At 30.6% G+C, this 24,144-nt stretch carries 22 protein-coding genes and 1 riboswitch; of the genes, 2 read left to right on the plus strand and 20 right to left on the minus strand.

Going from position 1 to position 24,144, the window contains the following annotated elements; all coding sequences use genetic code 11:
• Positions 1–179: 179 nt before the first annotated feature.
• The 9 genes from BN2920_RS02195 to groES all read right to left on the minus strand — a co-directional run bounded on the left by BN2920_RS02195 (position 180) and on the right by groES (position 10,612).
• Positions 180–599: a YjdF family protein gene (locus tag BN2920_RS02195; RefSeq protein WP_058293406.1), complete on the minus strand. Its 420-nt coding sequence runs from the start codon at positions 597–599 to the stop codon at positions 180–182.
• Positions 600–767: 168 nt separating this feature from the next.
• The gene (gene fliB, locus BN2920_RS02200) at positions 768–1,931 is read right to left on the minus strand and encodes a flagellin lysine-N-methylase (RefSeq protein ID WP_058293407.1); all 1,164 of its coding nucleotides are present in this window, start codon (positions 1,929–1,931) and stop codon (positions 768–770) included.
• Between the two features lie 235 nt (positions 1,932–2,166).
• Positions 2,167–3,078 (minus strand): phage replisome organizer N-terminal domain-containing protein, encoded by a 912-nt coding sequence (locus tag BN2920_RS02205; RefSeq protein ID WP_058293408.1) that lies wholly within the window; start codon positions 3,076–3,078, stop codon positions 2,167–2,169.
• 297 nt (positions 3,079–3,375) lie between these two features.
• Entirely contained in the window at positions 3,376–4,146 is a 771-nt protein-coding gene (locus BN2920_RS02210) for a hypothetical protein (RefSeq protein WP_058293409.1), read from the minus strand.
• A gap of 230 nt (positions 4,147–4,376) precedes the next feature.
• Positions 4,377–5,918: a glutamine-hydrolyzing GMP synthase gene (guaA, locus tag BN2920_RS02215; protein ID WP_058293410.1), complete on the minus strand. Its 1,542-nt coding sequence runs from the start codon at positions 5,916–5,918 to the stop codon at positions 4,377–4,379.
• A gap of 202 nt (positions 5,919–6,120) precedes the next feature.
• Positions 6,121–7,578 carry an IMP dehydrogenase gene (gene guaB, locus BN2920_RS02220; RefSeq protein WP_058293411.1) on the minus strand — a complete coding sequence of 486 codons (1,458 nt, stop codon included), beginning with the start codon at positions 7,576–7,578 and terminating at the stop codon, positions 6,121–6,123.
• A gap of 146 nt (positions 7,579–7,724) precedes the next feature.
• Positions 7,725–7,822, minus strand: a riboswitch (purine riboswitch).
• Between the two features lie 160 nt (positions 7,823–7,982).
• Positions 7,983–8,438 carry a type II secretion system protein gene (locus BN2920_RS02225; RefSeq protein ID WP_058293412.1) on the minus strand — a complete coding sequence of 152 codons (456 nt, stop codon included), beginning with the start codon at positions 8,436–8,438 and terminating at the stop codon, positions 7,983–7,985.
• A gap of 141 nt (positions 8,439–8,579) precedes the next feature.
• Positions 8,580–10,205, minus strand: coding sequence for a chaperonin GroEL (gene groL, locus BN2920_RS02230; protein WP_058293413.1), 1,626 nt, complete (start codon positions 10,203–10,205; stop codon positions 8,580–8,582).
• Between the two features lie 122 nt (positions 10,206–10,327).
• Positions 10,328–10,612, minus strand: a complete 285-nt coding sequence (gene groES / locus BN2920_RS02235) for a co-chaperone GroES (RefSeq protein WP_058293414.1) — start codon at positions 10,610–10,612, stop codon at positions 10,328–10,330.
• A 369-nt stretch (positions 10,613–10,981) separates the two neighbouring features.
• On the opposite strand from groES, the gene BN2920_RS02240 reads away from it, so the two are divergent.
• Positions 10,982–11,278 (plus strand): hypothetical protein, encoded by a 297-nt coding sequence (locus BN2920_RS02240; protein ID WP_058293415.1) that lies wholly within the window; start codon positions 10,982–10,984, stop codon positions 11,276–11,278.
• A gap of 87 nt (positions 11,279–11,365) precedes the next feature.
• On the opposite strand, the gene BN2920_RS02245 is transcribed toward BN2920_RS02240, so the two are convergent.
• Together BN2920_RS02245 and BN2920_RS02250 are read right to left on the minus strand one after the other, a co-directional pair.
• The gene (locus tag BN2920_RS02245) at positions 11,366–12,298 is read right to left on the minus strand and encodes a DNA-3-methyladenine glycosylase family protein (RefSeq protein ID WP_058293416.1); all 933 of its coding nucleotides are present in this window, start codon (positions 12,296–12,298) and stop codon (positions 11,366–11,368) included.
• 183 nt (positions 12,299–12,481) lie between these two features.
• Positions 12,482–12,883: a C-GCAxxG-C-C family (seleno)protein gene (locus BN2920_RS02250; RefSeq protein ID WP_058293417.1), complete on the minus strand. Its 402-nt coding sequence runs from the start codon at positions 12,881–12,883 to the stop codon at positions 12,482–12,484.
• Positions 12,884–13,081: 198 nt separating this feature from the next.
• On the opposite strand from BN2920_RS02250, the gene BN2920_RS20845 reads away from it, so the two are divergent.
• A protein-coding gene (locus tag BN2920_RS20845) for an IS3 family transposase (RefSeq protein ID WP_230132317.1) occupies positions 13,082–14,505 on the plus strand; the annotation gives its coding sequence in 2 pieces (ribosomal slippage) (positions 13,082–13,571 and positions 13,571–14,505; 1,425 coding nt in all).
• A 111-nt stretch (positions 14,506–14,616) separates the two neighbouring features.
• On the opposite strand, the gene BN2920_RS02265 is transcribed toward BN2920_RS20845, so the two are convergent.
• The 9 genes from BN2920_RS02265 to BN2920_RS02305 all read right to left on the minus strand — a co-directional run bounded on the left by BN2920_RS02265 (position 14,617) and on the right by BN2920_RS02305 (position 24,135).
• A complete protein-coding gene (locus tag BN2920_RS02265) occupies positions 14,617–15,780 on the minus strand; it encodes an iron-containing alcohol dehydrogenase (protein WP_058293418.1) in 1,164 nt (387 codons plus the stop codon).
• A 161-nt stretch (positions 15,781–15,941) separates the two neighbouring features.
• Positions 15,942–16,790: a 3-hydroxybutyryl-CoA dehydrogenase gene (locus tag BN2920_RS02270; protein WP_058293419.1), complete on the minus strand. Its 849-nt coding sequence runs from the start codon at positions 16,788–16,790 to the stop codon at positions 15,942–15,944.
• Between the two features lie 222 nt (positions 16,791–17,012).
• On the minus strand, positions 17,013–18,020 hold the full coding sequence (locus BN2920_RS02275; protein ID WP_058293420.1) for an electron transfer flavoprotein subunit alpha/FixB family protein: 1,008 nt from the start codon (positions 18,018–18,020) through the stop codon (positions 17,013–17,015).
• A gap of 22 nt (positions 18,021–18,042) precedes the next feature.
• Positions 18,043–18,822, minus strand: coding sequence for an electron transfer flavoprotein subunit beta/FixA family protein (locus BN2920_RS02280; RefSeq protein WP_058293421.1), 780 nt, complete (start codon positions 18,820–18,822; stop codon positions 18,043–18,045).
• Between the two features lie 13 nt (positions 18,823–18,835).
• Entirely contained in the window at positions 18,836–19,975 is a 1,140-nt protein-coding gene (locus BN2920_RS02285; protein WP_058293422.1) for an acyl-CoA dehydrogenase, read from the minus strand.
• 80 nt (positions 19,976–20,055) lie between these two features.
• Positions 20,056–20,841 carry a short-chain-enoyl-CoA hydratase gene (locus BN2920_RS02290; RefSeq protein ID WP_058293423.1) on the minus strand — a complete coding sequence of 262 codons (786 nt, stop codon included), beginning with the start codon at positions 20,839–20,841 and terminating at the stop codon, positions 20,056–20,058.
• Between the two features lie 308 nt (positions 20,842–21,149).
• Complete coding sequence (locus tag BN2920_RS02295; RefSeq protein ID WP_058293424.1) at positions 21,150–21,776, minus strand: redox-sensing transcriptional repressor Rex; 627 nt, start codon at positions 21,774–21,776, stop codon at positions 21,150–21,152.
• A 498-nt stretch (positions 21,777–22,274) separates the two neighbouring features.
• Positions 22,275–23,795, minus strand: a complete 1,521-nt coding sequence (locus BN2920_RS02300; RefSeq protein WP_058293425.1) for a glycoside hydrolase family 1 protein — start codon at positions 23,793–23,795, stop codon at positions 22,275–22,277.
• Positions 23,796–23,799: 4 nt separating this feature from the next.
• Complete coding sequence (locus BN2920_RS02305; protein ID WP_058293426.1) at positions 23,800–24,135, minus strand: PTS lactose/cellobiose transporter subunit IIA; 336 nt, start codon at positions 24,133–24,135, stop codon at positions 23,800–23,802.
• Positions 24,136–24,144: the final 9 nt, after the last annotated feature.

The following is a 24,144-nucleotide window of genomic DNA, read 5'->3' on the forward strand; positions in this document are numbered from 1 at the left end:
CACATTTTATTCTTAAAAATTCTATACCTTAATTGATTTTCTTCTTAAAATAAATATGTATGTTATAATTACTTTTCTACATTTTATATGCTGGTATTTACTTAGCCTTTAAACATGTTAAATAAAATTTTATTATTGCAACATATATATAATGGAAGATAATTAACCTTCCCGATTAATTACCTTCCCTTATGTTTCTCTTTACGTTTCTGCTGCTTCAATTGAAATTTATATCTTTCCTCTTGCTCTTTTTGCTCACGAGTTCTAATTTTTCTGTCAGTTTTGCTTTCTTCATGTTGAAGCTTAAGAGCCTGTTGAGATTTTGTCCCCACTCCAACTTCTTTTACCTGTTTCTTTATTTCTCGCTGTAAGCGCTTTGGATTGATTTTTTCTTTCTTTTTTACAACACTTTTAATTGTTGGACTAAATCGAAGTTTATAGTAATTTCTTAAAACAAATTCTTGAATTTCATTCTCCTTTGGTTCTGGTCCAAAGACTATTTTGCATACAGATAACTCATCTCTATACACATATTCAAAAATACCTATCCAAAAAGGTTCTTCAAAAAATACTTGTAACTTTCCACTTACTTCGTCCATTATAATTCCTCCTTAAAATTCTAATGAACAAAGAATGGACAACCAAGGAGGCAGGTTACTGACAGTATAACTGCGTCTGGACTACCAACCAGAACTGTGTTTTTATCTTTGTATATCTATATTATAAATTTCTTATTGAAAAAAATAAACTTAATGTGATCAGTTTTCTTAATTCATTATCATAATAAGAATCTCTTCCAATCTAAAAACTTTGTTTATTTCAAATATTTGTGCTAATTCTTCTAAATTATCTTCTGAATGTTCAATATCTTTTGAGTACATATGCATTAAATCAATTTGATCCTGTTTAGTAAGATTACCTTTATTATCAATCCATCTAACAACATCTAATTCTTTTATAATAAGATAACTTACTACAGCTAGTTTAACTTTAGCCAACACATCATAATCATAAACTGCCTTCATAAAATATCTAAATATAAAATAAACAATCAAATGTTCATATTCATATTCTTTTTCTTTATAATATTTATTAAACGCATTATGTTTATCAATATAAAGCTCATAGTCATTATTTAGTTTATAGAAATATTCAAAAGTATGATCTACTATCTTAGGCCAATTTTCATCTATATGTTCTAAGCTTTTATAAACTTGAAAATACTTATGCATATTATCATATTTAAATTTTTCCCTATCTTTATATCTATTTAATTGTTTAATAGAGCTTTTTATAAAATCTTCGTCTAAGTAACTTTTTCGTACTTCTTCAACCTCAAATACTTTATTTGCATCTATCTTATCTTGTATATCATGAGCAAAACTAATCAATAATGCAATTCTATTTTTTAATGTCATAGATCGATTTTGAATTATGTCTAGTGCAATTTTCCTTGCAGGCATTAACTGTAAAAACAAATCATAATTAACATCGTCATATACACTTACCATTTCATCATCTTCATTTATTTCAAATTCAACCTTTTTATCATTATCTAATATTATTCTTGCAGCTTCTGGACATGATATAGATATTCCAATTTCTCTCGTATCTCCATACTCTTCTATGAACCTTGGGAACTGCTTACATGTATTGCACAAGCTTTCTTCACCAAGTTCACTATATATATCACAGAGTTTGTTTTTATTTAAGAATGGACAGTCATCGCCCTCTAATATAAAACCTGGCTCTCCATCTTCATATAACGTTATCTTAGATCTTAATATTTCTCCGAATTTTCCTGTTGCATTTTTATATTTTTCATGTGTATCTTCATCAATTATTATTTCCCATCCTGCGCAACATGTATCAGGACATTCTGAAGCTATACATTTGAAATCTTTATAATAATATGGTACTTTTGTTTTCATTCTACTACCTCTTTAAATAAAATACTTCTGTCAAACATTGTATCATAATATTAATTATAAACTCAAAATTGGTTTATTCAAGTACACCGCAAGCAGCTATTCTAAATAGATAATTACTTTAATTTAATGAAGTAGTCTCTTTTATTCCTGTTTCATATTCATACTGTTCAAATACATCTCTTTTATCTATTATTACTAAACAATTCCACGTTCTTGAAATCATATTATACCTTAATTACGAAACATCAAATTCCATAATAACTTTATCGCCTTTTTCTTCCTTAAAGCACCCAAATCCCTCCCAAGTTTCTGATACATATTTTTCTTTTAGATCTTGGAATCCATCCTTAACTATGTTATTATTCTTTTTCGAATTACTCTTCTTTCTTTTATCCACAACCACTATATTTTTATCCACATTTTTGGTATCATTTATCTGGCTTTTGTTTATTTTTGAATTACTTAGATTGTTGTCTAATTTATTATATACTTGTTCCATTCCACTCTCTTTCTGTTCTTTTATATTTGCTACTTCTTCGCCAATAAGATTTTTTGTGCCTAAAATAACCATATCTTCATTAAATTTACCATCTTTTATTTTGTCTATCTTATCACTATTGCACTTATCTCTTTCACCTTGATTTGTATTTATGCATACATTATTAAATTTTAATTCTTCATCATTTAATTCTTTATCCTCGTCATTTATATCTTTTCCCATACTTTGACTTTCTGCTTCTATATCATCTTCTATAGTTCCTTGATTATTAACTAATGTATTCTCATCTTTTATATAATCCAATTCACTATCTTGCTCTTTCACTTTTATATTTTGATGCTTTGCAAAATTTTTTACTTTATAAGCATTATGTTTAGTGAGTTCAATCATCTCTAATTCTAAAAATACATCTAAAGCTAATCTTACTTGTTTATCATCTCTGTTAAATTCTATTGCTAATGTTTCTAATGTATATGCTATATTTCTTGATAAATATAGCTCTCCTTCTTTATTTACTTTTCCAGCCAAAAGCAATAATTTAATCCATATACAATATATAAGATCTCTTTCTGGTTTTCTGTCTATTATTTTGAATTTAGTATCCTCATTCATATCAACTCTTAATTTTATGTTTTTTCTTTCTCTCATTTTACCTCTCTCCTTCTAATATCTAATACATTTATCTGTGCACAAACTTATTTACTTAATTATTTTTCCTTACATATAAGATATATGCATAAGTTAGAAAAAACACAGAAATTTTTATGATTTTTCGTTCGCCTTTTTCTTTCAAAATGTTACATTCGAATATTATTTGGCAAAAAATAAAAGCAAACTAAAATGTCTAAACATTTTTAGTTTGCTCTTCCTGATTCTTTAACTTTATAAAGATTTTTATCCACTACAAATAACTCTTCATAGGGTGCCCCTGTATTTGATTTTCTATTAATCCAGCTTATTCACTTTACAGAAATACTCATAAAAATATTCTAATATTTTATAACGCTCTTCATCTCTTACAACTTTCTTCATGTCATCTAAAACTTTCTGCATACATGCATTTGAAAAGTATTTCATTTCTGTATTACCCCATTTTAAATTTTTAGTATTTGATTCGAAGTAATCCCAAAATAGAAGTTCTTCTTTTGTTTTATTAAGAAATATCCGATATACATCATGACTATTTATAATTCCATCTTCACATTTTTTCCCTTCGAAATCATCTTGTACCATAAATGCTCCTATAATACGTCTTTCCTTTTCTTTCATCCCATCTGGTAACTCAGTGAGCAAGCAAGCTGAATTTAATCTAAGCCTATTAGGAACTCTTGGTTTACCCTTTGAATTTCCACTTATATATTTTCCAGTACAAATTGACCATGTTTTCAACACTTCACTTTCACTATTTTCAATAAGGCCAAAGGCAGCTTGTGAATTTGCACTTACTTTTAATTGTTGTATTCTCTGTATACGCTCTTGTTCCATTCTTTCCCGCTCTTCTTTCTGTCTTTCTATTTCTAAAGTATCGTTCAAAATAGTCTCTATTCCCGTTTGAATTTCACTATCCATGCATGTAATAAATTTATAAAAAGCATCAGGAAAATGAAATTTTTTATTACTTCCAGAAAAGTCTATTTCTATTATATCGCCTCTTTTATCTGTTACAATTCCTTCACCAAATTTTATATGTCTAACCTTTTTAGCAATTAAATTCATTTCTTATTCCTCCTTGTTATAAAAAAAGAAGAGCTTTCCATATTCATGTCAATTGACACGATACCAAAAGCCCTTCTATATTTAGACGGTTCTTTATCTATTTTTTGCTTTCATTATACCATGAAACCAGTATAATAACAAATTCCACCAATTTTAATATAGTACTCTCATTATAAAACGCAAAAAAATCCTGCAAATCTAATATCAATTAGAATGCAGGAATCTCTTATCTATTCAAATTCTATAGTAGCTGGTGGCTTTCCTGTGCAATCATACATTACACGATTAACACCTTTAACTTCATTTACAATTCTAGTTGTTACTTTACCAAGTACTTCCCATGGAAGTTCAGCACTTTCTGCTGTCATGAAATCACTTGTAGTTACGGCTCTTAAAGCTATAGCATAATCATAAGTTCTTTCATCTCCCATTACGCCTACTGAACGCATATTAGTAAGTGCTGCAAAATATTGACCTATTTCTTTATCAACACCTGCTTTTGCAATTTCTTCTCTATAAATTGCATCTGCATCTTGAACTATTCTTACTTTTTCAGCTGTTACTTCGCCTATTATACGTATTCCAAGACCTGGACCTGGGAATGGTTGTCTGTATACTAATTTTTCAGGTATACCAAGCTCTAAACCAGCTTTACGTACTTCATCTTTGAATAATAATCTAAGTGGTTCAATTATTTCTTTAAAGTCTACACAGTCTGGAAGTCCTCCAACATTATGATGTGATTTTATAACTGCTGACTTTCCAAGACCACTTTCAATTACGTCTGGATAGATAGTTCCTTGTACTAAGAAATCAACCGTTCCTATTTTCTTAGCTTCTTCTTCAAATACTCTAATGAATTCTTCACCAATTATTTTTCTCTTTTGTTCTGGCTCTTCTACACCAGCTAATTTTTCATAAAATCTTTCTTGAGCATTTACACGAATAAAGTTTAAGTTATATTGTCCATTAGGTCCAAATACTTCTTCAACTTCGTCTCCTTCATTTTTACGAAGTAAGCCATGATCAACGAATACACATGTTAATTGATTTCCAACAGCCTTTGAAAGTAATACAGCAGCTACAGATGAATCAACTCCACCTGATAATGCACATAATACTTTACCATTTCCAACTTTTTCACGTATTTCTTCAATTGTTTTTTCAACAAATGAATCCATTTTCCAATCACCAGAACATCCACAAACATCATACACAAAGTTTGAAAGCATCTTTGTTCCTTCTTGCGTATGCATTACTTCTGGGTGAAATTGAACTGCATATAAGTTCTTCTCTACACATTCCATACCTGCAACTGGACATACTGGAGTAGTTGCTGTTATTGTAAAACCTTCTGGTGCCTTTTCTATGTAATCTGTATGACTCATCCAGCAAATAGTCGATTCTGATACACCTTTAAATATCTTAGAATCTACGCTAACATCAACTTTTGTCTTTCCATATTCACTTACAGGAGCAGTAGCAACTTTTCCTCCAAGCATATGTGACATTAATTGTGATCCGTAGCATATTCCAAGTATAGGAATTCCAATTTCAAATAACGCCTTATCACATAAAGGAGAATCCTCACCATATACACTATTTGGTCCACCTGTGAATATTATTCCCTTTGGATTCATTTCTTTTATTTTATCAACGCTTAAAGTATATGGATGAACTTCACAATATACATTACATTCTCTAACTCTTCTGGCAATTAACTGATTATATTGTCCACCGAAATCAATAACTAAAATTAATTCTTTTTTCATGGTTTCCTCCTAAAAAATTATTCTACTTGTATTATTAACTAAATATATCATTTTATCAATACAAAACACGAATTTTTTTTATCTTTTTGTAGTTTTTATTCGCCCTATTTCTTTAAATAACACAATGCACAACGTGCATTATATTTAATTACTAAAATATATAATAATTAAAATTGTACATTGTGCATTATTTAAATAGTGATTATTGTCCTACACTATAGTTTGGTGCTTCTTTAGTAATGTTAATATCATGTGGATGACTTTCTCTAAATCCAGCAGCTGTTTGAACAACAAATGTAGATGTTTCATATAAAGTATCAAGATCCTTTGATCCTAAATATCCCATTCCTGATTTAATTCCACCCATGATTTGGAATATTGTATCTGCCACATATCCTTTGAAAGCAACTCTTCCTTCAACACCTTCTGGAACTAACTTCTTATTACCTTCTTGGAAATATCTATCCTTAGATCCCTTTTCCATAGCAGCTAAAGATCCCATTCCTCTATAAACCTTGTAGCTTCTTCCTTGATATATTTCAAGTTCTCCTGGTGCTTCTTCACATCCTGCAAATAATGATCCCATCATAGCAACTGATGCTCCAGCAGCTAAGGCTTTAACTATGTCTCCAGAATATTTAAGACCACCATCGGCAATTACTGGTATGCCATATTTTCTTCCCATCTCTGCGCAGTCCATAACCGCTGTTAATTGAGGTACTCCAACTCCAGCAACTACTCTTGTAGTACAAATTGATCCTGGTCCTATACCGACCTTAACGCAGTCAGCACCTGCTTTGATTAAGTCTTCTGTAGCTTCAGCTGTAGCAACATTACCAGCTATAACTTGAAGTTCTGGATATATTTTTTTGATTTCTGTTACGGCATCTAATACACCTTTTGAATGACCATGAGCTGTATCAAGAGTTATAACATCAACATTAGCTTTAACTAAAGCTTCAACTCTTTCCATCATGTTTCCTGTAACACCTACAGCTGCTCCGCATAATAATCTGCCCTTTTCATCTTTAGCTGCATTTGGGAACTTTTTAACTTTTTCAATATCTTTCATTGTAATAAGTCCCTTTAAACATCCATTTGCATCTACTAAAGGTAATTTTTCAATTTTATGTTTCTTTAAGATTTCTTTTGCTTCTTCTACAGTTGTATTTTCTGGTGCAGTAATTAAGTTTTCCTTAGTCATTACTTCAGATATTTTTCTATCATAGTTTGTTTCAAATATCATATCTCTATTTGTAACTATTCCAACTAATTTACCATTTTCATCAGTTATAGGAACACCTGATATTCTATATCTTCCCATTAAATCTTCAGCATCTTGTAATCTATGGTTAGCTGATAAGTATATAGGATCTGTGATTACACCATTTTCTTGTCTCTTTACTCTATCAACTTCTCTTGCTTGTTCTTCTATAGTCATATTTTTGTGGATAATTCCGATTCCACCTTCTCTAGCCATAGCAATCGCCATTTTAGATTCTGTTACAGTATCCATACCAGCACTCATTAAAGGAATATTTAAAGCAATCTTTTTAGTTAAGTAAGTTTTTGTAGTTACTTCTCTTGGTAATATTTCTGATTTGTTAGGTACTAATAATAAGTCATCGAAAGTATAAGCAGTTTTAATAATTTTAGCCATTTTTAATCCTCCTAATTTTTGAAATATTTATTGCATTTTTATGTTTTTTTGAATGTATAATTGCATTTTCACTGTTAATTTTATGTATAAAAAAAAGCATACTAACCTTATAGTGATGTTAATATGCTCATAAAGTCTAATTTATAGCCAATACTAATACCACTCATAGTCGGAAGTTTACGGTTTCCGGTAGATACGCCCTGCCTTATTCAAGGTATATACGAGTTATTAAATATATCTGATTTTTTAAATTAAACCTATTATAATGTATGTACATTCTAAAGTCAATAAATTTGAAATTAAAATTGCATTTTTTTAAGCAAAATTTTTCATGTAATTATTTATATTCTGCATAAATATATTTATATACAACATTTTCAACTCTTATCTTTGCTGTATAGATACTATTTTCTTTCTTCAATAAATTTTATACTACTAGAATTTAATATTTCACTATCACTATTAAAATCAAATTCAGCCCCATTTACTATATCATAACAATTTTGCACTGTGGTGGTTCCTGTATTTATATTTTTAAATTCTTCTTCATTTATATATTTTTTTATACCGTCCTTATTTATAATACTACTAACACTTTGATTCTTCTCTAATGGTATATATCTTAAATTATATGATTCTGTTGCCATAACGATTTTTCTACATTGATCTACTACTTTTAATTTCTTAGCTTCCTGAACATACCCTAATACTTTTGGAAACAATACTCCTGATAAAATCATTATTATCGCTATTACTGCAATTAACTCAATTAATGTAAATCCTGAACTCTTTTCTTTTATATTAATGCTTAATCTACGATTACTTTTTATTTCATACTTTACTTTTTTTATTCTCTTCATCTCCTTATAAGATAATTGTATCTTAAATATTAACTTAATTTTGATTTTATATACATTAACTATATAAGCTATTTCAATATAATAAAAAACCTTGAGGAATTGAATTCCTCAAGGTTTTTAAAATTCACATATGAATTTATTTTAATACATTCCATCCATTCCCATTCCTGGTGCACCTGGCATTGCAGGTTCTTTTGCTGGAATATCAGCTACAGCAGCTTCTGTTGTTAAGAATGTAGATGCTACTGATGCAGCATTTTGAAGTGCTGATCTTGTTACTTTTGTAGGGTCAACTATACCACTCTTAATCATATTTACATATTCACCCTTTAATGCATCATATCCAACGCCTGCTTCACTTGCTCTTACTTTTTCGATTATAACTGAACCTTCATCCCCTGCATTAGTTGCTATTTGTCTTACTGGTTCTTCTAAAGCTTTAACAATTATATTTATACCAACTTGTGTGTCAGGAACATCTGAAGTTAATTTTGCTACTTCATTAATTACATTAGCATAAGCAGTACCACCACCAGCTACTATACCTTCTTCTACAGCAGCTTTTGTTGCAGCTAAAGCATCTTCAATTCTTAATTTCTTTTCTTTTAATTCAGTTTCAGTTGCAGCACCAACTTTAATTACAGCTACTCCACCAGCAAGTTTTGCTAATCTTTCTTGTAATTTTTCTTTATCAAATTCTGAAGTTGTTTCTTCAACTTGAATCTTTATTTGATTAACTCTATCTTTAATATCAGCTGAATTTCCTTTACCGTTAACTATTACTGTATTTTCTTTGTTAACTTTAACGCTCTCAGCTTGACCTAACATCTCAAGAGTAGTTTCTTTTAAATCTCTTCCTAATTCTTCAGAAATTACTTGACCACCTGTTAATATAGCTAAGTCTTGTAACATTTCTTTTCTTCTATCACCAAATCCTGGTGCCTTAACAGCTACGCAAGTGAATGTTCCTCTTAACTTATTAACAACTAATGTTTGCATTGCTTCGCCTTCAACATCTTCAGCGATGATTAATAACTTCTTGCCCGCTTGAACTATTTGTTCTAATAATGGTAATAATTCTTGAATGTTTGAAATCTTTTTATCTGTTATTAAAATATATGGATTATCTAAAACAGCTTCCATTTTTTCTGTATCTGTAACCATGTAAGGTGATACATATCCTCTGTCAAATTGCATACCTTCAACAACATCTAATTCAGTTCCCATTGATTTAGATTCTTCTATAGTTATAACACCTTCATTACCTACTTTTTCCATAGCATCAGCTATTAGCTTACCAACTTCTTCATCAGCAGCTGATATAGCAGCAACTCTAGCAATATCTTCTTTGCCTTCAACTTGTTTAGAAATCTTCTTGATTTCTTCAACAGCTTTGTCAACTGCAGTTCTTATACCGTTTCTAATTAACATTGGATTAGCTCCAGCAGTTACATTCTTTAAACCTTCTCTTATTATAGCTTGCGCTAATAATGTTGCAGTTGTAGTTCCGTCTCCAGCCACATCATTAGTCTTAGTTGCAACTTCTTTAACTAATTGTGCTCCCATGTTTTCATATGGATCTTCTAATTCTATTTCTCTAGCAATTGAAACTCCATCGTTAGTTATTAATGGTGCTCCGAATTTCTTATCTAATACAACATTTCTTCCCTTAGGTCCTAATGTAACCTTAACCGTATCTGCTAATTTATCTACTCCAACTTGCATACTTCTTCTAGCGTCTTCGCCGAACTTTAACATTTTAGCCATTTCAATACACTCCTTTTATAAATAATCTATTTAAACATTCTATTAACTCATGTAATTATAATTTTAATCTGTCTTATACTTAATTTATAATTAAGCTATATATTAATTCTATAAAATATAGTTTATTCAACTATTGCTAAGATATCATCTTGCTTTAAAATTGTATATTCATCTCCATCTACTTTTACGTCTGTTCCTGCATATTTAGAGTATAATACTTTATCTCCAACTTTTACTTCCATTTCAATTCTTTTTCCATCTGTTATTGCTCCTGGACCTACTGCAACAACTTCTGCTTCTTGTGGTCTTTCTTTAGCACTTCCTGTTAAAACTATTCCGCTTTTTGTTTTTTCCTCTGCTTCTAATTTTTTAATTACGACTCTGTCGCCAAGTGGCTTAATATTCATAAAAAAACCTCCTTAAAATATATATTAAATTGATTATTGCATTTCTTTGTTAGCACTCATTAAAGTTGAGTGCTAATACAATTATTATAATATCCTTTATATCCATATAATTCAAACAGGACTTATAATATTATATCCCGTTTTAAAGCGAATATTCTTAATTATCTCAAAATATATTTAAATTGCTCACTTTTTCTTTAATTTTCATCTATTAATCTTTTTAATAATTTTCCATGGAAGTCTATATATTTTTATTACTAAAGAAAGGAATTTAATCTATATATTTTTAATATCAAATTATTGTAATTAATATATATTATTTGATATAATCTAAATAAAATAATTCTAAAATTCTGATAGGAGATTTGTATGAAAGAAACTCATATATGTGAACTATGTAATAGAGATGTATCTATTATAACTAAGCATCACCTAATTCCTAAGCAAAAAGGTGGCAAAGATTATAAGACAATCCATTTATGTACTACTTGTCACAAGCAAATTCATGCACTTTTTACTAATACAGAACTTGCCACATTATATAATTCTATAGATGCATTGAAAAACAATGCTAGAATAATTAAATTCTTAAATTTTGTAGAAAAAATCCCTGGAGATTATAATGTTAACATAAAAAAATCTCGTCGAATACGAAAAAGCAGTTAACTAATCATAGTTTAAATATATATTCATATGTATTATAAGGCAGCTACTTTAACTGCCTTATATTTATAATGTTATAAATTTGATTTTCTACTCTTCAATTTTTATTTTATTTTCTCTTGCATAGTAAAATAAATATTGTTGAGCAAATCCAGATAGCTTACCAAACTTATTTCTACCAAAGATTCTTATCTTATTTAAAGAAGCATCTTCAGCGCCATAAAAATAAACCATAGCACGTTTAACCCATACATCTACAGGAAATGCAGAATACTTTTCCATGGAGAACAGCATTATGCAGTCTGCAACCTTAGCCCCTACACCTTTAAACTCTTGAAGTGCTACATGACATTCATCATCATTTAAGCTTTTTATATAATCTAAACTATATTTTCTAAACTCATTTATTGCATTTACGTCACCGCTTTTAATTGCTTCCTTGCTTTTATAAACATTAGAAATTGTATCTACTATATATTTACTTCTAAATGATGCTCCTGTTTCTTGTATTTCTTCTAATGTGGCATCTTTTATTTGATCTATTGTAGGAAATGCATAATATATAGTATCTTTATATTCAATTTCTCTTCCATATTTAATCGATATCTTATTGATAGTTTTCATTATTGATGGTATGCTGTTTCTTGCTGATATAATAAAGCTTATTAATATTTCAAACGGATCTTGATTTAATATCCTAATTCCAGGACCAAATTCTACACTTTTTCTTAACAATTCATCTTTGGATAATTCTTTTTGAATTTCCGAATAGTCTCGTTCTAAATCAAAATATTTAATCCAAATATTTTTAACATCTTCTTCATTAGAATTATATATAAAAATATTATTTCCATCTTGCTTTAATTCAATCACTTTTTCAAAAGCAACTACTATATAATTAGTATCATCTATTTTATAAAATCTAAAACATTGACCACATTCAAAAGTTTGTTTAATATTAAAATTCTTAACTTCTTCTATGGCAATATAATTTTCATATGATTTTATTCTTTTGTAATCCATAAGAATCTCCTCCATTTATTTTTCATAACTATATTGTACTCTAAACACTATATTTATACTTACATAAAATTTTAATATGTATATGATCTATACCAAAAGCAACTTCTTATTACTAAGTTATTACTAAGATTTTATTAACTCTAAGTTAAGTAAGTATATTTATAGTAATATTTTAAATTTTGATTAACCTTCTTTTATTATACTTTCTAATATCTCTACACTTACTTCAATCATATGGCTACAAGCTTTTTCCTCTGGATTCACAATCTTTGTTTTTAAATCTCTACAATCTATGTATCCCATTTCTTCTTTAAATCTTTTTATAAATTCTTGCGTCATAGCCCTTACTTTAGGGCTCTTATGTCCTCTTTCCTCAGTAAACATAATTCCGAGTACTGCTACAGCACCAGATATAGCTCCACACACTTCACCAGATGCCATACCTCCTCCAAAGCCAGCCATAGTCTTAAATGTTTCATGTGATAAATTTAAGTTATATTCTTCATTAGCTGCATACATTATACATTCTGCACAATTCAAATCATATTCTTTAGTCCAGTATCTTTTTGCTGTTTCTGTTAGCATTTTTCTCTCTCCTTTTATTAATAATGCAATTACCTTTCATTTATTATATCACTATATTTATAATATGTAATCTAATGAAGGATATATACAATGTGGAGTATTTGTTATTATAATACTATAAAAAGGAGTATCATAGATTAATAATGAACCGACCCCAAAAAGTTAGACCAAAAATCTAATGATTTGGAGGTCGGTTTTTTGGCAAAATATAGTTATGAATTCAAAAAAGAAGTTGTTCAAGCGTATTTGGATGGTAAAGGTGGTTATAAATTTCTTGCGAAAGAGTTTGGTATTCCTTCTCCAAGCAAGGTTAAATTATGGGTTGATAATTACCGTACATTAGGCGATGAAGCGTTGATGCGTTCAAGAAAAAATGAATCTTTTACTTTCGAATATAAACTTCATGTAGTAGAATTATATCTAACAAGTGAGGTCTCATATCAGGAGTTAGCCCTTCAAGAAAGGATACATAATCCAACGCAAATAGTTAAGTGGGTAAATGATTTTAGAATTGCTGGTCCTGATGCTTTGCGGCCGAAGAAGAAGGGACGAAAGATATCGTTGGAATCATCAAATAAATTGTCTAGTAAAACAGAATCCGCCGAAATTGTTTCAGTTGACACTACTGCTGAACATGTAAAACAGCTTGAAGATGAATTGCTCAAGCTCAAAATTGAGAACGCATATTTAAAAGAACTGAGGAGGCTGCGTTTAGAGGAGGAAGCTCTTCTGAAAAAACAGCGAGAATCATCCACAGCCTCCGAGGAGAATTCAAATTAAAAGATATTCTCGCAGTTGTAGGCTTTCCAAAAGCGACATACATGTATTGGCAAAAGCGATTTAATAGAGAAAATCCTAATAAAGAACTAGAAGAAAAGATCCTTGAAATACGTAGTATTAATAAAGATTGGGGTTATCGACGTGTATACGGAGCACTACGTAAACAAGGAATACTTATAAATAAAAAGAAAGTTCAGAGAATTATGCAAAAGCTTAATCTTCAGGTGACTTCCTTTACAAGAAAGAGTCGTAAGTATAGTTCATACAAGGGTAAAGTTGGAAAGGTTGCTCCTAACAGAATTCATAGACGTTTTGACACACAGATTCCTCATCAGAAAATCACAACAGATACTACTGAGTTTAAGTATTATGAGGTTGATGATAAGGGACGAATGATAATAAAGAAACTATACTTAGATCCATTCATGGATATGTGTAATAGAGAAATCTTAAGCTATGGAATATCTCAACATCCGTCAGCGGCCAATATCATGGGAGCACTAAACCAGGCAATTGAAATCACAGCTGATTGTCCATACAGAAGAACTTTTCATTCTGATCAAGGTTGGGCTTACCAAATGAAAGCTTATGTACACACTCTTAAAGAAAATCGAATTTTTCAAAGTATGTCCCGAAAGGGCAACTGCCATGACAATTCAGTAATGGAGAACTTCTTTGGAATAATGAAACAGGAAATGTACTACGGCGTTGTTTACTACAGTTATGATGAACTCAAAGAGGCAATAGAACAATACATCAAGTACTACAATGAACAAAGAATTAAAGAGAAACTAGGATGGATGAGTCCCGTAGAATACAGGCTCAACCTCTTGGCTGCATAAAAATAGCGTAGCAGCCATTAAAACTGCTACGCTTAAAAAGTCTAACTTTTTGGGGTCACCTCATAAAAATCATTCTAAGATACTCCTTAAAAATTAAAAATCACTTATAAATTAAAAATCAACCTTTGTATTATAATATGTGCAAGTAAATAGCCTCTCCATTGTTTCATCATTTATTTCTCTAGGATTAGATCCTGTACACGCATCTAATACGGCATTATGAGCTATAAATTTAAGATTATCCTTAAATTCGTCTTCACCAACACCATATTCTTTCATTGAATGAGGAATATTTAATTTATCATTCATTTCATTTATCATAGTTATCAATGAATCTGTTAATTCAGAATCATTATTTCCATCTAGTTTTAATACTCTAGCAATATCTGCATATCTGCTTTCACATTTAACTCTATTGTACTGAATTACATATGGTAAAAAGATTGCATTTGCACATCCATGAGGTATATGGAATACTGCCCCTACTTTATGTGCCATTGAATGCACTATTCCAAGAAGAGCATTTGAAAATGCCATTCCTGCTAAACATTGAGCTTCATGCATTAAGTTTCTAGCATCTTTGTCTCCACCATAAGATTTGAATAAATTTTCATTCACCATTTCTATTGCCTTAATAGCTAATGGATCTGTAAAATTAGAACTTTGTGATGCAGTATAAGCTTCTATAGCATGAGTCAATGCATCCATTCCAGTATGTGCTACTAGCTTATCTGGCATAGTTTGAGCTAATGCTGGATCAACTATTGCTATATCTGGAGTTATATTAAAGTCTGCTAAAGGATATTTTATCTTTTCTGAATAATTTGTTATTACTGAAAATGCTGTTACTTCTGTAGCTGTACCACTTGTTGATGGAATAGCTACAAACTTAGCTTTTTGTCTAAGCTCAGGTAATCCAAAAGGCACTACTGCTTGTTCAAATGTAAAATCTGGATATTCATAGAATATCCACATAGCTTTTGCTGCATCTATTGGAGATCCTCCCCCCATCGCAACGATCCAGTCTGGTTCAAATTTTCTCATAGCTTCTGCGCCCTTCATAACAGTCTCTACAGATGGATCTGGTTCAACACCTTCAAATAGTTCAATCTCCATTCCAGCCTCTTTTAGATAATCCTCAACTTGTTTAAGAAACCCAAACTTTTTCATTGATCCGCCACCAACTACGACAAAAGCCTTATTACCTTTCAAAGTTTTAAGCACTTCCAAAGTTCCTTCTCCATGATATATGTCCCTAGGTAATGTAAATCTCATAACGCCTCTCCTTTTATTCAATTTATTTTTACACCATATATATTCTATATATTTTTTACAATTCCTCCAGTATTTAATATATATTTATGATTCTATATATATATATATATATTAAAAAATAAAAAAACTCCCAAAGAAATAATCTTTGAGAGTTTTTAATATTATTTAGAATAATCGAAGAATCCTTTTCCGCTCTTTCTACCTAACCATCCTGCTCTAACATATTTTCTTAATAATGTACAACATCTGTATTTGTTATCTCCAGTTTCATTGAATAAAACATCCATGATAGCAACACAAACATCTAATCCGATAAGATCTCCTAAAGCTAAAGGTCCCATTGGGTGATTAGCTCCAAGCTTCATAGCAGCATCTATGTCTTCAGCAGATGCAACACCTTCTTGAAGGATGAAAGCAGCTTCGTTAATCATTGGGATTAAGATTCTGTTTACAACAAATCCTGGTGCTTCAGCAACTTCTACTGGAGTCTTTCCGATTTCTTCTGATATAGCTTTAACAGCATCAAAAGTTTCTTGAGATGTAGCAGCTCCTCTGATAACTTCAACAAGCTTCATTACTGGAGCTGGGTTAAAGAAATGCATTCCTATAACTTTATCTGGTCTCTTTGTAGCAGAAGCAACTTCTGTTATAGATAAAGATGAAGTATTTGAAGCTAAAATTGTTTCTGGCTTACAGATTTCATCTAATTCAGCAAAGATTTCTTTCTTAATTTTCATGTTTTCGATAGCAGCTTCAACTACTAAATCGCAGTCAGCAGCTAATTTCATATCAGTAGTTCCTGAAATTCTTGAAAGTATAGCTTCTTTATCAGCTTCTGTAATCTTTTCTTTAGCAACTAATTTGCTTAATCCTTTATTGATTCCAGCAATTCCTCTTTCAACAAATTCATCTTTAATATCTCTAACGATAACTTCGCATCCTTTTGCAGCAAATGCTTGAACAATTCCAGCACCCATAGTTCCTGCACCAAGTACAAATACTTTTTTCATGGTAAAACCTCCATTAACTTTATTCATAATTTTTATTAATATCATGCTCTTTATGACATTATTAGTTTAATTTAAATCAAGTTTTAAATTATCATTTATCAATTCTCAATAATCAATGAATGATTAAATCACTACGCGATTTCTTTAAAATATATATTAAAAATTTTGCATAGCAAAATAAATCTTCATTGAAAATTGATCATTGTACATTGTTGATTAAAATTATTCTGCGTCTTTAATTGCTTTAACTTGAGCTATTAATTCAGGAATAACTTTTTTAAGATCTCCAACTATTCCGTAATCAGCAACTTGCATGATTGGAGCAGTTTCATCTTTGTTAATAGCAATGATAACTTCTGAATCTTGCATACCAGCAACGTGTTGGATAGCTCCTGAAATACCACAAGCAACATAGATTGTTGGTTTAACAGTCTTACCAGTTTGACCTACTTGGTAAGCATTTTCTACCCATCCTTTTTCAACTGCAGCTCTTGAACCTGCAACAACTCCACCTAAAGCTTCAGCTAATTCTTTTACTAGATCGAAGTTTTCTTTAGATCCAACTCCTCTACCACCAGCAACTATTATCTTAGCTTCTGAAATATCAACGATATCTTTAGCAGTTTTAACTGTTTCTAAAACTTTAGTTCTAACATCACTGTCACTTAATTGAACTGCAACTTTTTCTATTTTGCAGTCAGCTCCATTTGTATTAACTTTTTCAAATACACCTGGTCTTACTGTAGCCATTTGTGGTCTGTGATCTGGGCATGCAATTGTAGCCATTAAGTTACCACCAAAAGCTGGTCTTGTAGCTAATAGATCACCATTTTCAACTTCTACATCAATTGATGTACAGTCAGCTGTAAGTCCTGTATTTAATCTTGCAGCTACTCTAGGGCCTAAATCTCTTCCTATGAAAGTAGCTCCAACAAATAATATTCCTGGTTTTCTTTCATTTGCAAGATCACAGATAACTTTAGTGTAAGCATCAGTAGTGTAATGTGCTAAGTTTTTATCTTCAGCAACTAAAACTTCATCAGCACCATGTTTAGCTAATTCATCAGCTAAGTGAGCAACATTATCACCTAATAATAAAGCTGTTAACTTAACTCCTAATTTATCTGCTTGTCTTCTTCCTTCTCCAAGTAATTCTAAAGATACTTTTTGTAATTCGCCTTCTCTTTGTTCAGCAAAGACCCAAACGCCTTTATAATCTGCTATATTCATAATAAATTAACCTCCTATTATCTTAGATGTAGTGTTTTTCTTTTAATTTTCCTAAAACGTAAGTTGCAGCAGTTTTAGCATCCTCTTTAACTAATTCTCCAGCACCCTTAACTTCTTTAGTCATTGACTTCTTAACCTTAGTTGGTGATCCTTTAAGTCCTAATTCTTCTACAGCTACATCTATATCAGCTGCACTCCAAACTTTGATTTCATCATCAGAAGTTGAGAATATGTTTGCAACATTCATATATCTAGGTTCATTTAATTCTTCAATTGCAGTTAATAAACATGGCATTTTAACTTCTACAACTTGATGTCCGTCTTCTAATGCTCTATTAACTATTAATGTATCTCCTTCAACTTTAACGTCTTGAACGTAAGTTACTTGAGGAATGTTTAAATGTTCAGCAATTTCTGGTCCTACTTGTGCAGTATCTCCATCGATTGCTTGTCTTCCAGCAAAGATTATATCGTAATCTAATTTCTTAATCATTCCTGTTAAAGCTTTTGAAGTAGCTAAAGTATCAGCTCCTCCTAATGCTCTATCTGTTAATAGGATGGCTTCATCAGCTCCCATACATAATGCTTCTCTTAATGCAGCTTTTGCAGCAGGAATACCCATGCTCACAACAGTCACTTTAGCACCAGTTTGTTCTTTTATTTGTAAAGCTGCTTCTAGAGCATGTTTATCTTCTGGATTTATAATTGCTGGAACACCATCCCTGATTAATGTACCAGTCTTTGGGTCTATTTTAACGGCTGTAGTATCTGGAACTTGTTTTACACAAACTACTATATTCATTCTAAAAGTCCTCCTATCTTAAAATGCTTCCTGCGATAACCATCTTTTGAACTTCTGAAGTTCCTTCATAGATTTCAGTTATCTTAGCATCTCTCATCATTCTTTCTACTGGATATTCTTTAGTATATCCGTATCCACCAAATAATTGTACTGCCTTAGTTGTTACTTCCATAGCAACGTCTGCAGCAAATAATTTAGCTCTTGCAGCATCAACTGTATATGGTTGCCCTAATTGCTTCTTACAAGCAGCTTTATAAACTAAATGTTTTGCAGCTTCGATCTTAACATCCATTTCAGCAATATACCATTGTAATCCTTGGAAAGCTGAAAGAGGTTTTTTAAATTGTTTTCTTTCTTTCATGTATGCAACAGCTTCTTCAAAAGCGCCTTCTGCAATACCTAAAGCTTGAGCAGCAATACCAATTCTTCCTCCATCAAGAGTCTTCATTGCTATTCCAAATCCTTTACCTTCTTTTCCAATTAAGTTTTCCTTTGGAACTATACAGTCTTCAAAAATTAATTCTGTAGTAGAAGATGCTCTGATTCCCATTTTGTTTTCAAGTTTACCAATTGAGAATCCTGGGAAAGATTTTTCTACTATGAATGCAGAAATTCCTTTTGTTCCCATCGACTTATCAGTCATAGCAAATACGATGAATGTTTCAGCAACTCCACCATTTGTTATGAATATTTTTGATCCATTTAATACATAATGATCTCCATCTAATACTGCAGTTGTTTGTTGTCCAGCAGCATCTGTACCAGCACCTGGTTCAGTTAAACCAAAAGCACCAATCTTTTTGCCTGAGCATAAGTCTGGTAAGTATTTTTCTTTTTGAGCTGGAGTACCATGTTCGTTAATTACTGAAGCACATAATGAAGTATGAGCTGAAAGTATAACCCCTGTTGTTCCGCAAACTTTTGATAATTCTTCTACAGCTATTATGTAAGAAAGAACATCTCCGCCTGCACCTCCAACTTCTTTAGAAAATGGAATACCCATCATTCCTAATTTTCCCATTTTCTTTACATTTTCCATTGGGAATTGTTCAGTTTCATCGATTTCTGCAGCTAATGGCTTAACTTCATTTACTGCGAATTCTCTAACCATTTGTTGTACTAATTCTTGTTCTCTAGTTAATTGGAAATTCATTAAATTACCCTCCTTGTTAATTGGAGCCTACTAGTAGGCAAACTATATATAAATCTCTAATAGATTTTTGACTAAAAAAATTATTTGTTTTGGAAATTCTTTTCTTTTCTTCTTTCTAAGAAAGCGCTCATTCCTTCAGTTTGATCTTCTGTTGAGAAGCATTTACCAAAGTCAGCTGCTTCTATCATAACAGCTTCATCTATTGCTACTTGCATACCTCTGTTTATAGCATCTTTAGCTAGCTTAACAGCAATTGGTGCATTAGATATAATTATTGAAGCCATTTTCTTTGCTTCTTCCATAAGATTTTCTAAAGGTACTACCTTATTAACTAATCCTATTCTATAAGCTTCATCAGCTTTAATATTTCTTCCTGTATAAATCATTTCCTTAGCTTTTCCAAGACCAACTATTCTTGGTAGTCTTTGAGTTCCACCAAATCCTGGCGTTATTCCAAGACCTACTTCAGGTTGTCCGAATACAGCTGCTTCAGATGCAATTCTTATATCACAAGCCATCGATATTTCACATCCGCCACCAAGTGCAAAACCTTGAATAGCCGCTATAACTGGCTTGTCCAAGTTCTCAAGTCTTAAAAATACTTTGTTTCCAAGCTCACCAAATTCTTTACCTTGAGCTTCATTTAAATCTTTCATTTCAGCTATGTCAGCACCAGCAACAAAGGATTTTTCTCCTGCTCCTGTTAATATAACTGCATATATGTCGCTATCTTTTTCTAAATCATCTAGAACTATATCTAAGTCTTTTAATGTTGCCGAATTTAAAGCATTTAATGCTTTTGGTCTATTAATTGTAACAACTGCTAAATGTCCTTCTTTTTCAAGGATAACATTTTCTAATTCCATGTTTTTTACTCTCCCTTTAAAATCATATTATTTATTTTTTTAATTTTCTTACAATTTTAAAAATATTAAATATGCTTGTTATAATATTAACAAGCTTGAACAAAAAAACAACGGAGCTTAAATCTCCTTATTTAAAATTATAATACGTAGTTACATTATTTGCAATAAAATATTATCTTTCCATCCAACTTTTTTATACCTTTTATCTGCATTGTTCATACAAAAACTCATATATGAATAAAAAATAAATAATTTATATTAAAAGCTTATATTTTTTCCTTTTAATATAAATTATTTATTTAACAAATTTATTCGTTTAGTAAATAAATTAATGTCATTAAACTCTCACTTAAATGAACATTTTCTACCTTTACATCACTTGGAACAACTAAATCAACTGGAGCAAAATTCCACATTGCTTTAACTCCGCCTCTTATTAATTCATCAGCAACATTTTGCGCATTTTTTTGAGGAACACAAATTATCCCTATATCTATTTTCTTACTATCTAGAGTTTCTTTTAACTCATCTATATCTCTTATTTCTATATCTCTTATTTTCATTCCAACTAATTTAGGATTAACATCAAAAATAGTACCTATATTAACTCCTAAATCTTCAAACCTAGTATAATTAGCAACAGCCTGACCTATATTACCTGCTCCTATCAATACTGCTTCATACCCTTTATCTAGTCCTAATATACATCCTATCTGCGTATATAGCTCTTTTACATTATAGCCATAACCTTGCTGCCCAAAGTCTCCAAAACAATTTAAGTCTTGACGAATTTGAGAAGCTGTAAAACCTATTTTTTCTCCTAATTCTTTTGAAGAAATCCTATCAACATCGTTCTTCATTAATTCACCAAGATATCTATAATATTTAGGTAGTCTTTTAATTACTGCCATCGATATACTTTTGCTTCTCTCCATTCCGTTTCTCTCCTTAATCTAATATACTCTATTTAAATTATCCCCCAATGCATAATTAATTATTATTTTATATTCAACAAATCATATAATATACTATAATTTATAATTTTATCATATCCATCCATTTCTATGTCAAGTTTATTATAACTTTTTATAAATATGAGTTATATAAATCATTAATAAAATCGTGTATATTAATATGGAGTAAAATATTATCAACTTTTATTATTAAAAATAATAAAGACGTACATTTTAGTATATTTTTAATTAATACATATGTCAACTTTTATTAATTATTTAACTCAGATTAATGTCAGAAGCAAACAAGAAAAAATGTGATTAATAGTTCAAAAAAGGTGTTTACATTATTGGCATAGATCCAGCGACAACGGACTTTCAATGTCAAGTTATTGCCATGCTTGGCATGCAAATAGAGAGTAGATAGTTTTGTTTTTACCTAAAACTATCTACTCTACCTTCAAGTTATTAAGTTATTTTTTAAATATCATTTTCTAAATCCGCACCATTTGTTGCAATTAATTTTTTATAATAATAGAATGATTTCTTTTTACTACGCTTACCAGTTCCATTTCCATAGTCATCTATATCTACATAAATCATGCCATATCTCTTTGTCATCTCTGATGTACCAGAAGAAATAAGATCGATTGGTCCCCACCAAGCATAGCCAAAGACATCTACTCCATCTTCAATAGCTTCTCTCATTTGTTCAACATGTCTCTTCATATAATCAATTCGATAATCATCATTGATTGAACCATCTTCTTCGATTTTATCAACTGCACCTAATCCATTTTCTGAAATAAAGATTGGTAAATGATAACGATCATATATATGATTTAAAGTAATTCTAAAACCAATAGGATCAATCGTCCATCCCCAATCAGACATCTCTAAATTAGGATTTTTAATATCAGAAACCAATCTTCCTGTTGGTTTAGGTACTGTTTCACCTTTATAGCGCATAACATAAGTCATATAATAACTAATTGTAATAAAGTCAACAGATCCTTCTTTTAAAATCCTTTCATCATCTTCTCCCATCTCAATATGGATATCATTTTCATCAAAAAATCTTTTCATATAATATGGATATTCACCTTTAGCTTGGACATCTGTAAAAAACCAGTTAAAATGATCTTCAAACAAAACTTGTAATTGGTCTTCTGGTTTAGAACTTTCAGCATAATTTTCTAATCTACAAAGCATATTACCCATTTTAGCTTCCGAATCAATTTCGTGACATTTCTTAACTGCTAAGGCACTAGCGACCATTTGATTATGCACTGCTTGGAATTTTAGTTTCCAGTTTCCTAAATAAGGATTACAGCTATTTGGTTCAGGTGCTCCTTCTAAAATAACACCACTACTTGTAAAAGGATTAGAAAGAACATTATTAATTTCATTAAAAGTTAACCAGTATTTAACTTTACCTTTATAACGTTTTAAAACTGTTTCAGCGTATTTGACAAATGCATCTACTGTATGGCGGCTTAGGAATCCATTATATTTTTCTGCCAAATGTAAAGGTGTATCAAAATGCGATAATGTTACTAATGGTTCAATATTATATTTATGCAATTCATCAAATACATTATCATAAAATTGTAATCCTTCTTCATTAGGCATTTCATCATCTCCATTAGGGAAGATACGTGACCATGAAATACTCATACGAAAAACTTTAAATCCCATTTCAGCAAATAATTTAATATCTTCTTTATATGTATGATAGAAATCAATTCCTCTACGTTTTGGTAGTTCCCAATTTTCAGGATGTAATTTCATGTCTTCTACCATTTCTTTTGAAGCAGCATTATGTGGTACATGAACATCAAATGAGCCTTCAGTGTCACGAATTTCTTTAGTTATCAATCTTGCAAAGTCAGATGTTGCTAAACCTCTACCTCCTTCATTATAAGCCCCTTCAATTTGATTAGCAGCTGTTGAACCGCCCCATAAAAATCCTTCTGGAAATACTTTATTTTTTATTATCATAATTCTATTCTCCTTTACTTCGTTGATATAGTGCTTTAAAGATAGGCTCCATTTTTTGAACCATTCTTAATTCTGTGGTAATTGTCATAACTGTATCTTGTGCATGAACAAATAACAATGAATATTCAAATTGTTCACCACTTACCTGTGCTTGAATAACTTTTGTTTGAGCATTATGTGCCTGTAAAATTTCTTGTTTTGCTTCTTTTAATAATTTATCAGCATACTCGAAGTCAAAGATAGCCATTTTTTCTAATGCCTCATCTATTTTCATTCTTCCATCACCTGCATGAAGAATAACTTCCATTGCTACTTCATTAATATTTATTATTTCTTCCATATTTAATCA

This window comes from Clostridium neonatale (assembly GCF_001458595.1).
GTDB lineage: Bacteria > Bacillota > Clostridia > Clostridiales > Clostridiaceae > Clostridium > Clostridium neonatale.